The sequence below is a fragment of the Streptomyces sp. col6 genome (assembly GCF_008042035.1).
GTDB lineage: Bacteria > Actinomycetota > Actinomycetes > Streptomycetales > Streptomycetaceae > Streptomyces.
Genome location: NZ_RDBL01000012.1, coordinates 144,002 through 157,108 on the forward strand (window position 1 = coordinate 144,002; position 13,107 = coordinate 157,108).

Below are 13,107 nucleotides of genomic sequence, written 5' to 3' on the forward strand. Positions count from 1 at the left end.
GCGCCCGGCCCGTTCAGGCGTCGGCCCTGAGGGCCCGGACGACCTCGGCCACATGGGCCACATACGCGTCGGCCGAAGCGCGCGCGTCGGCTGCGGGAATCGCGTCGGTCCGGTAGCGCAGCACGCCGCCGACGGCCGGATGCGGCCAGAGTTCCACGGTCAGCTCGGGTCCCGCGTTCACCGAGGGGATCCGGATCAGCTCGGCATCCGCCTCGCCCAACCGCAGGGTGGTGGGCGGGAGTTCCTCCTGAAGCAGATACGCCTGCAGCAGGGGGTGGCGCCGGTGTCCTGCGGGGAGCTCGGGCATCACGGCCCCCATCGGTACCAGGGGCGGCCGCATCGCCGTCCGCAGTTCGGCGGCGGCCGCCTTGGCCAGCTCGGCCGGGCTCGTGGCCGTGGCGGGCAGCCGCAGCGGGAGCAGCCCCGCCATGCAGCCGACGAGCCCGCTCTCGTCCTCGGTGTAGCGGCCGCTCACCGGGACGGCGACCGCCGGGTCGGGTGCACCCGTAAGGGACCGCAGCAGCATGACGTAAGCGGCGTAGAAGACCGACATGGCCGTGCCGTGGACGGTGGCCGCCGCCGCGCCCACGTCCGCCAGCAGCCGCGCGTCGATCGCGAGGGGCACCTCGGCGGCAGGCCCGGTCCACGGCAGACCGTCGCGTCCGAGGGGGAAGGCCAGTTCGGGGGCGTCGGCCATCCTTCTGCGCCGGGCCCAGATCGCCTTGGGCAGCAGCTCGCGGTGCTGCTCACGGTGGGCGGCGATGATACGGAAGTACGAGGGCGGCGGCTCGGCCGAAGGTATCCGGCCGTCGGCCAGCACTGTGTAGGCGGAGGCGAGTTCTTCGCTGAACACCCGCGCCGACCAGCCGTCGAAGAAGATGTGGTGGGCGCTGATCGCGAGGACCGCGTCGTCGCTGCCCGCCACCGGGAAGAGCTCGGCCCGTATCGGGCTTCTGGCCGCCAGGTCGAAGGGGCGCATCGCCGCCGTGGTCGCCGCGTGCTCCGCGGTGGCCAGGTCGGTGCTCGTACCGTGCCGACGCAGCAGCCCCCTCGCCTCGCTCGCCGGCAGGACACGCACCGACGGCCGGTCGGGGTCGTCGCCGAACCGGACGCGCAGCACCTCGTGACGGGCGACGAGGTGGTCCAGGGCGGCGGCCAGCAGGGCGGGGTCGGTCTTGCCGCGCAGCCGGTAGACCACGGGCACCACGGCCTCGTCGAGGCGGCTGCCGCCGCGCATCGCCTGCCAGAAACTGCCGAAGATGAAAGGGAGTTCCTTCGGCACGTACCCGGTCTCGGGGCCGGGGTCCGCCTCCGTCGCTCCCCCGTCGTCCGGTGCCGGGGCGGCCGGGGCGTCGGCGAGGAGTCCGGCGATGCGGCGAGGTGTGCGGGCCCGGAAGATGTCCGCCGGGCCGATGCCCCGGGCGTGCAGCCGGCCGAGCCGGGTGGCCAGGCGCATGGCGGTCAGTGAGGTGGCGCCCCGGTCGAAGAGGTCGTCGCCGGGGCCGACGGGGTAGCCCAGCAGTCCGGACGCGACCGCGCGCACGGCTTCGGTGAGCCCGTCACCGTCCGGCTGCCCGGCCCGCGCACCCGTATCGCCCTCGTCCGGTGGCCCGTCGGCGCGCTGCGACTCACGGTCCGCCACGAGTGCGGCCAGGGCCCGCTGGTCGGCCTTGCCGTTCGCCGTGAGGGGGAACTCGTCGACGGCGAACCACAGATCGGGGACGAACCCCGCGGGCAGCGCCTCGGCCACCGCTTCCCGCACCCGGGCGGGCGGCACCGTGCCGTCGGGCGCCCGGTAGAACGCCGCCGTCCTGGTCGCGCTGGGCGCGCCGTGCGGCAGCCCCAGCACCACACAGCGCCCCACTCCGGGCACCCCTTCGACGATGCGCTCGATCTCCTCGGGCTCGATCCGCAGCCCGCGCACCTTCAGCTGGCGGTCCACGCGGCCCGCGAAGAGCAGCTCACCGTCCGGCCCGATCCTCGCGAGGTCGCCGGTGAGGTACGCCCGTACGGCAGCGCCGTCCGTGTCGGTGATCGTCACGAAGCGCCGGGCGGTCTCCGTGTCGGACCCCAGGTAGCCGAGGGACAACCCGTCCCCGCTGACGGCGATCTCGCCGGTCTCTCCGACGGGCACGACACGGCGCCGCTCGTCCAGGAGGTGGATGTCGGTGTTCGTCACGGGGGTCCCGATGGGCACGTCGTCGTCAGCCCTGTCCGCGCGGGCCGGCCAGAGCGTGGTGTTGATGGTGTTCTCGACGGGCCCGTACGCGTTGACCAGCCGGAGGCCGGGATGGGCGCGCAGACAGCGCCGTACGTGGTCCGCCGAGAGGCGCTCGCCCCCGACGAAGAGCAGGGTGAGACCCGCGAGTGATCCGGGGTCGTCGTCCACGAGCATGGCGAAGACGGGGGTGGCGGCGGAGAGGACGGTGACACCGTCGCGGACCAGTTCGCGCAGGTGCGCTCCGGTGAGATACGTGTCGTCGAAGAGCACGCAGGTGCCGCCGTTGATGAGCGTCACCCACAGTTCGAGCGCGAAGACGTCCCAGGCCGTCGAGGAGAGCTGAAGGGACGTCAGGGGGCCGTCGTGGAGGCGCCGTACGTCGATCGCGGTGCGGGCGACACCCCGGTGCGGTGCGAGGGCCGCCTTCGGTGTGCCCGAGCTTCCCGAGGTCAGGAAGACGCAGAACGCGTCGGTTCCGGTGCCGGCCGGTGCGGGGGTATGGGGCGCGTGGGACGCGCTCGCCGCGCGCAGCTCCCGGATCGTGTGCGGGGTGAGGCGGTGCGCGGCGCCGGTCTGCCGGACGAGCTGGGCGCACCGGGCTTCCGGCCAGTCCACCGGGGCGCACGCGTAGACGGCGCCCGCCTTCAGCAGGCCGAGAAGGGTGATGACCGTGTCCGGGGTGCGCTCGGTGCGGACGACCACCACGTCGCCGGGTGCGATGCCCCGGGCGGTGAGGGCTCCCGCCATCCGGTTGGCCGCCGCCACCAGTTCGGCGTGGGTGAGCGTGCCGTCGCGGTGGCGCAGGGCCGGTGCGTCGGGGTGCTCGGCCGCGACCCGGTCCAGCAGGACCTCGATGCGGTCGCCAGCGGTGTACGGGGCACGTGGGCCGCGCAGGACGGACAGCTCGGGGGTGGCCGGGGTCTCGGTTTCCTCCATGCATCGCACACTAGTTGGATCCATCGGAACGGCGGGCGGCTTTCGCCGGGACCGCCGTCGCCGGGTTCTTCTGCCGTACCCCTGTTGTTCGCCCGGCCTGACTACTCTCCACTCGCCCGGTCCGGCCCAGGAGAGGTACGTCATGAGCACCCCGGTCCACCGCACCCCGAGTCGGCCGTCGGCGAGAGTCCTGCCTCAGGCCCGGCAGCACCAGGGCGGGAGCCGGACCGGAACCCCGTCTCTCATGGCGCCGGACCACCCCCTCCTCGCGATCCAGTCCAGCCTCGGCAACCGGGCCGCGATCGCGGCGGTGCAGCGCGCGGGCGAAAACGCCCAGGGGGAAAAGCCGGCAGGCGCCGCCCCGCCCCCCGCGCGGAAGAGCTATCGCGACCGGATCGCCGCGATCCTCGACAAGCTCAAGAAGAACCTCGAACTCATCGACACCTTCGTCAAGGGCGTGCATGTCCCCGCCAACGCGGGCTTCGCCCAGCAGGCCTCCGCGACGGCGAGCGACGGCCTCAAACACTCCACCGGCGCTTCGGGGACCGCCGCCGCGTCGGAGAACCTCGTCACGGAGGCCGCGGGCGCCGTGCTCAGTGGCAAGGAGGCGGTCAAGGCCAGGAAGGACGCCACGAAGCACAAGGACGGGGCTGCGTTCCACACCGCGGACAAGAAGGCCAACTCCAAGACGGCCGACGCGGTCATCGGCGCCGCCGGAGCGGGGAACTACGTCCTCGGCATCGCGAAGGAACTGACCAAGGCGCAGATGGCGGCACACGCCGCGACGGCGTCCGAGGCGAGCGGAATCGGCTCCGGCGTCGTCGGAGCGGTGAAGGGCGCCCGCGCGGCGACGCGTGTCGGGCTGACCGCTCGTAAGTACCGCGCCCTGAAGAAGCTCGAACGGCACGACCGCACCGACGAGGGGGCCATGGCCCGGCTGAACCGGGCGCGGCTGGACGCGGAAGCGGCCGCGGACGACGCGTACGTCGCGCTGGACGGCCACTGGGACCATGAGAGCGAGGAGCGGATGGCGCGCGTTTCCGACGCCATCGACGCGGCCTGGGCGGCGACGGGCGCCGCTCGTGACGCGGCGACGGACATCCGACGCGCCGAGGACGCCAACACGATGAACACCGTGCATGGGTACGCGCTGGGCAAGCAGCGCAACAAGCTGGGCAAGCAGGCGTTCACCGCCGTCGGCGAGTCCACCAAGGCCGCGGGCGGCATCGTGACGGCGGTGGCCGCCACGGCGGGAGGAGCCGGACTGGCGAGCAATCCGGTCGGCTGGGGCCTGGCCGCCGGGGCAGCAGGCCTGATCCTCGGCGTGACCGCCTACAAGGCCGGCCGCGCGGGCATGAAGCGTTACGAGGGGGCCCGCCACCCGGAACGCTGGTCGGCGGACGAGACCCCGGCCGCGCCCGCTTCCCGGCCGGATGCGCTGAAGGAGGCCCTGAAGTTCTGGAAGAAGGTGGAGAACGGGGAACGCCAGGCCATGGCGCGCAAGATCTACGGGCTGGCGGCGGGCACGGAGATCGACGGGAGCGGCGGGACATCGGCCGCCATGCGGGACTCGGCCAGGGCCCTCCTCGTCGCTCTGAAAGCCGGCCCCTCCCACCACCGCCAGACCCCGGAGGAGTGGGCCGACTCCCTCAACGACCCGGCGAAGAGCGCCGCGTGGGTCAAGGAGATAGCGGAGCAGCTGTCCTCGGCCTGACGGACCCGTTGCCCCGGCGCGTCCCGCGCGCGACGGGGGCCGTCATCGGGCGGCCCTGCGGTGGCGGGTGAGGACGGCGGCGCCGACCCGCTCGGCGGCCAGGCATTCCAGCTCGGCGTGGCGGCCGTCGACGGGGAAGAGCCGGCGTCCGGTGCCGAGGACGGTGGGGAAGGTCAGCAGCCGGTACTCGTCGACCAGGTCCGCGGCCATCAGCCGGTCCACGACGCTCAGACTGCCGGTGACGACCACGTCCCGCCGCTCGCGCTCGACGGCGTCGGCCAGGTCGCCTTCGAGCAGCCGGGAGTTCCCCCATGCGGATGTGTCGTCGGCGCTCAGTGTGCGGGAGGCGACGAGCTTCGGGACGGCGTTCATCCGGGCCGAGAACGGGTCGTCGCGCCCCGGCCAGATCCGCGAGAACAGCTGCCAGGTGGCGCGCCCGAGGAGCAGCACCCCCTCGTCCAGCGTGGTCCCGAGCCGGAACTTGTCCCCTGCGACGGCCTCGGGGCCGTACCGGAACGCCCAGCCGCCCAGCGGCGTGCCGGCGGACCCGTCCGGGTCGGACACGATGCCGTCCAGGGTGATGAACTCGATGACGATGACGCTCATGACGAGACTCCTTCGGTTCGGTGCTCACCGGTACGTACCGGCCGCACCGCCCCGGCTCATCGCTCCCGGCCGCACTCGTTCAGGAAAATCTCTCCCGGCAGCTCGAAGGCCTCGAAGACGCGCGGATCGGCGAACACGACGTTGCGCGCGATGCGACCCTCGGTGACGGTGAAGACCTGCAAGGTGTGCAGCCGGTGCCCGCCGCCGGGTCCCGGTGCGTAGGCGGCGAGGGCGGGCTGCCCGTTGGCGGTGAGCTCCCGCATGCCCCAGCCACTGCCGCGCATCCGGAACACCCGCTCCAGGAACCTGCCGTAGTCCCGGCTGCCCCGGTACCACAACGGCACCGGGGGCATCTCCAGCACCGCGTCGTCGGCCAGCAGCCGCACCAGCGCGGGCACGTCCGCCGCCTCGAACGCCCGCATGTACCGCTCGATGACCGCGCGCGCCTCGGGATCGTCGGGCTCGCCGACCTCACCGGCGTCGCCCATGTCGGCAAGGGCGGCGCGCGCCCGCTGCAACGCGCTGTTGACCGCCGCGACCGTGGTTCCCAGCTGCTCGCCTACCTCGGCTGCGGTGAACTGCAGGACGTCGCGCAGCACCAGTACCGCCCGCTGCCGCGCCGGGAGCACCTGCACCGCGGCCACCCACGCCAGTCTCAGGTCGGCCCTGGCCTCCACGTCGAACCGCGCCTCGGGAAACGGGTGCAGCCAGGGCACGTCCAGGGCCGGAGTCAGGGGCGCCTCGGGGTCGCCGCTCGGTGCGCCCAGGCCGGAGGGCAGCGGACGGCGCCCGCGGCCCTCCAGCGCGGTGAGGCACACATTGGCGGCGATCCGGTACAGCCAGGTCCGTACCGCCGCGCGTGCGGGGTCGTAGCGGTCCCGGGCCTTCCAGGCGCGCAGCAGCGTCTCCTGCACCAGATCCTCGGCGTCGTGCACCGATCCCGTCATCCGGTAGCAGAACGCCACCAACTCGCCCCGGTGCGACTCGAATTCCACGGGGCCATCATGCTGTATCCGGTCCCACCCCGGACTGCTACCGCGGTGTCGGCACCGTGGGCAGGTACCGGGGCGCGTGCCTGCCGTCCAGCCGGTGCTCCACCGCCGCGCCGAGGGACAACAGGTCGGTGTCCCGGCCGTCGCCGGCCATCAGGAGCAGCCCCACCGGCAGCTCGCCCACGAATCCGGCGGGCACCGACAGCGAGGGGTACCCGGCGACGGCGGCGGGGGTGGACGACGGGATCACGTCGTTGTCGCCGCGGCCGCAGTCGGTGGTCCACGCGGGCGGGTTCGCCGGGGAGGCGATGGCATCCAGGCCGTGCGCGGCCATGACCTCGTCGATGGAGCGGCGGGACAGATCCGTCAGCTCCGTGCGCATCGCCACGTACTCCGGATCGGTGGTGGACGGTGCGGCGAGGGCCTGTTCGAAGAGTTCCTGCCCGGCGAAGCAGGTCTGCTCCTGCGGGTGGGTCCGGTTGAACTCGATCAGCTCGGCCAGGTCGCGCGGGCCGTTCCGGGTGGCGAGGTAGGCGTCGATGTCCCGGTGGAACTCGCTGAGCAGGGCCGGGAATTCGAGTTCGGCCAGGCGTTCCTGGTACGGGAGGTCCACCTCGACGATCTCGGCCCCCGCGGCTCGCAGCCGTTCGGCCGTGCGCGTCATGAGGGCGTCGACCTCGGTGCCGAGCACCGGAAGCCGCCACAGGCCGATGCGTTTGCCGCGCAGTGCGCCGGGCCGGGCCGCGGCTTCCGCCAGGTCCGGGGCACCGACGTGCGCGGTGTCATCGCCGCTGAGGACCGACAGGGTGAGCGCGGTGTCGATCACGTTACGGGCCATGGGGCCCGCGGTGTCCTGCTCGGCGGAGATCGGGACGATGCCCGACTGGCTGATCACGCCGAGGCTCGGCTTGAGGCCCACGACGGCGTTCATCCCTGCGGGGCAGACGATGGAGCCGTCCGTCTCGGTGCCGATCGCCACCTGCGCCAGCGAGGCGGCGAGCGCGGCGGCCGACCCGGCGGACGAGCCGCAGGGATTGCGGTCCAGGACGTACGGGTTGTGCGTCTGGCCGCCCACCGCCGACCAGCCGGATGTCGGCTTCGCCGCACGGAAGTTGGCCCACTCGGAGAGATTGGCCTTGCCGAGGATCACCGCGCCGCCCGCCCGGAGCTTCGTGACCAGCTCCGCGTCGTTCTTCGGTGGCTTCCCGGCGAGTGCCAGCGAACCGGCGGTGGTCGGCATGTCGCGGGTGTTCACGTTGTCCTTGAGGAGGACCGGGATGCCGTCCAGCGGGCCCCGGGACCTGCCGAGACGGCGCCTGAGGTCACTGGCCGCCGCCTGCCCCAGAGCTGTCGGGCTGGTGCGCAGGACCGCGTTGATCCGAGGGTCGACGGCCCTGATGCGGCGCAGGTAGGCGAGGGTCAGCCGGACCGAGGACAGCGCCCCGCGGGACATACGGGCCTGCAGTTCGGGGATGGTGACCGTGTCGAGGTCGATGCCGCCGACCAGCGTCGATTCGGCGGATCGCGCCGAGTCGCCGGGGCGGGTGCGAGCGGCCGCCTGCGGACCGGGCGTCACCGCGATCAAGGGGGCCACGACCAGGATCGCGGTCAGGGCCGCCATGCTTCTCGTCTTCATGGCGGCCACCCCACTACACCTGGACGGTGCGGCACAAGGGGACCTGCGTGCACGGCTGTTGACGTGTCAGCGTGCGAACTTCTCGATGGCCGCCGGGGTGACGGGGGTGAAGAAGTTCACGAGGTTTCCGTCGGGGTCGCGGAACAGCAGGGCCTTGTTGCCCCAGGGCATCGTGGTGGGTTCGTTGACGAAGTCGGTGACGAAGCCGGTCAGATTCCTGTACACGGCATCCACGTCATCGACGAGGAATTCGATGATCACGCTGCGATTGTCCGCCGGGCGGGCAGAGCCGGGGGCGAACAGCGGGACGGTACGGGTGCTGCCGATCGCCAGGGTGGCACGCGCCGTCCTGAGCTCGGCGAAGTCCTCGTTCGCCCACGTCGCCCGCGCCCCCGTGACTCGCTCGTAGAAGCCGACGAGGCGCGCCACATCGCCGGTGATGATACGGATCGAGACGAGTTCCATGGAAATCTCCTGGGTTGTTCCGGAGGGGTACCTGGCGCAGGCTAGGGGAAATACTGGACAGAATCGGTCCTGTATGCGCGTTAGGCTGCGGGAATGTCCCCTCCCACCAGCCGTGTGCTGACGCTCCTGGAGCTGTTGCAGTCGGGCGGCACCCGGACAGTGGCCGAGCTCGCCGGGCGGCTCGGCGTCGAAGGGCGCACCGTGCGCCGGTACGTGCGGCAGCTGATCGACCTCGATGTGCCCGTGGAATCGGTGCGGGGCCGCTACGGCGGCTACCGGCTGGCGCCCGGGTACCGCTTGCCCCCTCTCATGCTCGGCAACGACGAGGCGCTGGCCGTGCTGCTCGGCCTGGTGGCCGGCCGCCGGGCAGGTCTGACGGCGACGGAGCGCACGGCGAGCGAGACGGCATCGGCGAAGATCCGGCGCATCCTGCCCAAGCACATCGCCCGCCGGCTCGACGCACTCCTGGAGGACCTCGCCTTCACGGATCAGCCCGGCCAGTTCGACACTCCGGACGCCGAGGTCCTGCTCACCGTCGCCGACGCGGTGCGCCACCGCCGGGCGGTCTCGATCCGCTATGCCGACCGCGAGGGGCGGCACAGCGAACGCACCCTGCACGCGTACGGGATCGTCGCCCACGGGGGCCGGTGGTACGTCACGGGCGAGGACGCCCGGGTCGGCGAGAGCCGGACCTTCCGGCTCGATCGCATCGCATACGTGCGAGCCCTGCCCGACACGTTCGAAGCGCCCGTGGATTTCGATCCCGCAGAGCACGTGTTGTCGGGCTTCGCCTCGGCCGAATACCGGCATGAGGTGGCCCTGCGCATCCACGGGACGGTCGGGCAGATCCGCGCCGTCCTTCCGGCAAGCGTCGCAAGGCTGGAGGCGCAGGCACCCACGGCCGATGAGGACGCCCGGACCCCGCGCTGGCTGCGCGTCGAGCTGCGGGCGGAGCGGCTCGACTGGCTGCCTCCCGTACTCGCCTCGCTCGACCGGCCGTTCGTCATCGAGCGCCCCGCCGAACTCCGCGACCTCGTGGCCGCGTTCGCCGACCGTCTCGCGTCCTACGCCACCGAATCCGGCTGCGTGGCCGATACTCACCCCCGTTGTGCGACATCCGGGTAAGCCCGTCAGCGGTCGATCGGCTGAATACGGTCCAGGCCACTCTCGCGGAGGATGCGGTCGACCGTGCCGTCCAGGGTGCTGTCCGCGTCGATGACGGTCTCCAGGGCGTCGGGCAGCAGGTCCTTCTCCCGGAACCAGTCGGTGAGATGGCCGGGGGTGACATGCCGGAGGTACTCGGTATCCGGCTTCGTCGCGTGCCGGCGTACCGTCTCGTCGTACGGCACATCGAGGTAGTAGCAGCGCGAGACACCACGGTGGGCGCGGACCAGGTCCCGGAGCATGGGTCCGTAGCGGTCGGCGTACAGGATGCCTTCGACGACGACGTGGAAGCCGTTGTCCAGGGCGTAACGGGCGGTGAGGTCGATCAGGCCGATATTGGCTCCGCCGGGCCGGTCGCGTTCGCGCAGCACGATGCGTCGGAGGTTGTCCTGGCCGACGACGGCGAGGTTGCGCCCGAAGCGCTCCCGCAGACCGGCCGCGACGGAGGACTTGCCCGAGGCGCTGTTGCCGCGGACCACGATCAGGCGCGTGTTCCGCGTTCCCACCGTCCGCGGTGCTGCCCCCGTCATGCGCCGTCTTCCGCGATGTGCGGCCGCACTCGGTGCGCACGGCGATGTTCCCCGTTCACGGTCCCGAGCGGCAGGGGCTGCGGGAAACCCTGGCGCGGCAGGGTGTGGTGCCGGCCCAGGACGAGCCGGTTGTGGGGCATCGGCAGGTCCCGGCGCGGACCGGGCACAGACGCCTTCTCAGTCATCCGCAGCTCTCCCTCGAAAACACCTCGATGCCGGCAGCGTACGCAGCATTGCTGTGGCACGCTGCCACGGACGCCCTCCCATGCCTGCCCGTCGGGCGACGGCGCACCCCGGATGTCCGCCCGGGGTAAGCACCGCACTCATCTTGCTATGCGTTCAACTTACCTGCGGGATGGGCATCTTCACGTCATGAGTGACCTCGATGCAAGGTCTTGGCGGTCGGTGGCATGGCGGGTAGCGGTCCCGGTCCTCGTCTTCTCGGGCAGCACGACGATGGTGATGACACTCAGGTTCTCCTGGACCCCTCGTGCCGACAGTGACCGCTGGGCAGTGGCCATGGTGGTCGCCGTGTTCCTCAGCGGCTTGGCGGCCAGCACATTCGAGTGGGTCCGCAGCAGGGGCGGCACGTCCCATCCCGGAAACGGCCCGGCGTCGGCCGGCAGACAGCATGTCACCGCAGGCAGGGACAGCGAGAACATCGTGGCCCGAGAGGACATCGGCGTCGACGGGCCGGGCGCGCCGCTGCCGGCCGCCAGACGCCGTGCGGCGGCGCCGTTCGATCAGCGCGTGAAGTCGGGCCGTCGCAGCCGGAACATCGTGGCCGGGGGAAGCGTCGCGCTCCCGCCGGAGCAGAGGGAGTAGCGGTCGGTGGGTGAGAACCGCCCGGAGGTGCGTCAGCAGGTCCGCTCCGGCAGAGGAAGCGTCAACACCGTGGCTGCGGGGGACGTGGACACCGTGCAGGTCACGAACCACTACCACCGGGCGAAATGGACCGGTGTGATCACTTGCGCCTCTGCCGTCGCTTTCGGCGTGGTGTACTACCTCGCCGGTGACCCCGACGTCAGGGACGCGCTCGCCAGTGGACCGCCGCTGAGTGTCACGGTGCAGACCGATGACACCACTCTTGACCACAACGGGGCGTGGTTCTTTCCGGGAAGGCCGCTGAGCGCCGGACAGACACTCCCCGCCGACCAGGTGGCCGCGATCATGTCGAAGCGGTCCGACGGGGTGGACACCTACGGGACCACCACACGGGTGACGCTCGAGGGCAACCGCCATCACACCGTCGACATCACGGGCATCCATATCAAGGTCCGCAGCAAGGCCGTCCCCGCACCGGGCGGGACCCTGCTCGTCTACCCGTCCCAGGGTGAGGACACCAACATCCGGATCGGGTTCAACCTCGACGAAGCGGTTCCCGTTCCCCGGAACGTCGATCCCAGTGACAAGGGGTTCGGAAGCCGCTACTTCGACGGCCACTCGGTCTCCGTCAAGAAGGGGGAGATCGTGAACTTCGGCTTCAGCTTCCAGACCGTCACATGGGACATCACCTACGACCTCGTTCTCGACGAGGTGATCGACGGCAGGCGCACCACACAGACGGTGACCAACGGATCCCGGCCGTTCCACACCAGGGGAATCGCCAAGGCCTACGACCAAGCGCTCGACACGGACTACCAGGGCACTTTCAGCGTCACAGACAGCGCGGACGCGACGGCACAGATATGCGGCACGCCGTGCAAGGTCTGGCTGGACCAGGTCAGCGCATCCGCTACGGCGAAGTAGGCGGGAAGCGGGTGAAGCCGACCGGCATGAGCACAAACCGCAGGATGACGCTGGTACTGGTCGTCGCCGTGATTCTGGCGGGACTGGGTGGCTATCTGGCGAGACAGCGGGATGCCACGGCTCCGGAATCGGCCACCCCGCGCACCGGCGCGTCCACTGCCGCTCCGGAGCGGTCCACCGCCGTACCGAGCCCCAGCCCGTCCGACGACAAGCCGTCCTCCCGGTGCGCCGCCGCACCGGACAAGGTCACCGCCCCGTCGCCGAAGGTCCGGCTCGCATTCTCCACCGCGAGCTGGCGCAGCTGCCTCACCCGCGTCACACGCAGCGGGACCGGAAAAGGAGGTGTGCGGTACGAGGTCGACGCGACCCTGCCGGTCTTCTGGTCGGCGAACAAGTCGGTCGACGCGCTCAACTCACGGCTCAGGAGCCGCATCGACGACGACGTGAAGCATTTCCTCGCCGCTGTAGACGAGACCACGACCGACATGGCTCAGGGCGCGACGTTCACCCTCTCCGAGCTGCCCAGGATCAACCAGGTGGGCCGACTGGCCGTGATCCAGTTCACCGGTCAGGAGTATGTCGGTGGCTCCCACGGCGGGCTGGTCGACGACTGGATCAACATCGACACGGGCACCTGGACAATCCTGGACAAGAACCGGATCCTCCTTCCCGAAGCCCGGCGGACCGAGGGTGCCACCAGGCTGGCCAGGTTGATAGCCCCCAAGATCATGGGCACGAGCACGTCCTGCACCACGGACGCGAAAACCCTCCTCGCCGGCGGTCAGACGCCCAAGAGCACGGCCACGCCCATGAGCTATCAAGACACCATGAAGATGGGCTTCCAGTACGGCGGCGAACTCGTCGTCGACTTCCCGCCCTACTATCTCTTCGCCTACGGCTGTGAAATAGGCTCCGCCACGCTCCGACTCCGCGATCTCGGCGGCCTGATCGACCCGGGCACGGCTGCCCTGGCCACCGCAGCCGTCGCGCCCGAGGTCCCCCCTTCACCCTTCGACGGCTGACTCCACTGAGGCGGAGCCCGGTTCGCACCGCAGCGACTTCCGTCCGACCACTGCCGGTGCACGAGGTCGTTA

At 71.4% G+C, this 13,107-nt stretch carries 11 protein-coding genes; 5 read left to right on the forward strand and 6 right to left on the reverse strand.

The features are described from left to right. Positions 1-13: 13 nt before the first annotated feature. Complete coding sequence (locus tag EAO73_RS16435) at positions 14-3,157, reverse strand: AMP-binding protein (protein ID WP_147972298.1); 3,144 nt, start codon at positions 3,155-3,157, stop codon at positions 14-16. Between the two features lie 142 nt (positions 3,158-3,299). On the opposite strand from EAO73_RS16435, the gene EAO73_RS16440 reads away from it, so the two are divergent. Further along, positions 3,300-4,871, forward strand: a complete 1,572-nt coding sequence (locus EAO73_RS16440) for a hypothetical protein (protein ID WP_147972299.1) — start codon at positions 3,300-3,302, stop codon at positions 4,869-4,871. A 42-nt stretch (positions 4,872-4,913) separates the two neighbouring features. On the opposite strand, the gene EAO73_RS16445 is transcribed toward EAO73_RS16440, so the two are convergent. The 4 genes from EAO73_RS16445 to EAO73_RS16460 form a co-directional block, all read right to left on the reverse strand. After that, complete coding sequence (locus EAO73_RS16445; protein WP_147972300.1) at positions 4,914-5,477, reverse strand: dihydrofolate reductase family protein; 564 nt, start codon at positions 5,475-5,477, stop codon at positions 4,914-4,916. Positions 5,478-5,533: 56 nt separating this feature from the next. Next, on the reverse strand, positions 5,534-6,472 hold the full coding sequence (locus EAO73_RS16450) for an RNA polymerase subunit sigma-70 (protein ID WP_147972301.1): 939 nt from the start codon (positions 6,470-6,472) through the stop codon (positions 5,534-5,536). A gap of 37 nt (positions 6,473-6,509) precedes the next feature. Continuing rightward, the gene (locus EAO73_RS16455; RefSeq protein WP_147972302.1) at positions 6,510-8,105 is read right to left on the reverse strand and encodes an amidase family protein; all 1,596 of its coding nucleotides are present in this window, start codon (positions 8,103-8,105) and stop codon (positions 6,510-6,512) included. Between the two features lie 66 nt (positions 8,106-8,171). After that, positions 8,172-8,570: a VOC family protein gene (locus EAO73_RS16460; RefSeq protein ID WP_147972303.1), complete on the reverse strand. Its 399-nt coding sequence runs from the start codon at positions 8,568-8,570 to the stop codon at positions 8,172-8,174. 93 nt (positions 8,571-8,663) lie between these two features. Between EAO73_RS16460 and EAO73_RS16465 the strand changes: the two genes are divergently transcribed. Next, entirely contained in the window at positions 8,664-9,695 is a 1,032-nt protein-coding gene (locus EAO73_RS16465; RefSeq protein WP_147972304.1) for a helix-turn-helix transcriptional regulator, read from the forward strand. 5 nt (positions 9,696-9,700) lie between these two features. Here the strand turns inward: EAO73_RS16465 and EAO73_RS16470 are convergent, their stop codons facing one another. After that, positions 9,701-10,264, reverse strand: a complete 564-nt coding sequence (locus EAO73_RS16470) for an AAA family ATPase (RefSeq protein ID WP_147972305.1) — start codon at positions 10,262-10,264, stop codon at positions 9,701-9,703. Between the two features lie 372 nt (positions 10,265-10,636). Between EAO73_RS16470 and EAO73_RS16475 the strand changes: the two genes are divergently transcribed. The 3 genes from EAO73_RS16475 to EAO73_RS16485 are packed head-to-tail and all read left to right on the forward strand — an operon-like array spanning position 10,637 to position 13,035. Next, a complete protein-coding gene (locus tag EAO73_RS16475; RefSeq protein ID WP_147972306.1) occupies positions 10,637-11,089 on the forward strand; it encodes a hypothetical protein in 453 nt (150 codons plus the stop codon). 6 nt (positions 11,090-11,095) lie between these two features. Continuing rightward, a complete protein-coding gene (locus EAO73_RS16480; RefSeq protein ID WP_147972307.1) occupies positions 11,096-12,013 on the forward strand; it encodes a hypothetical protein in 918 nt (305 codons plus the stop codon). 44 nt (positions 12,014-12,057) lie between these two features. Beyond that, complete coding sequence (locus EAO73_RS16485) at positions 12,058-13,035, forward strand: hypothetical protein (RefSeq protein WP_147972308.1); 978 nt, start codon at positions 12,058-12,060, stop codon at positions 13,033-13,035. Positions 13,036-13,107: the final 72 nt, after the last annotated feature.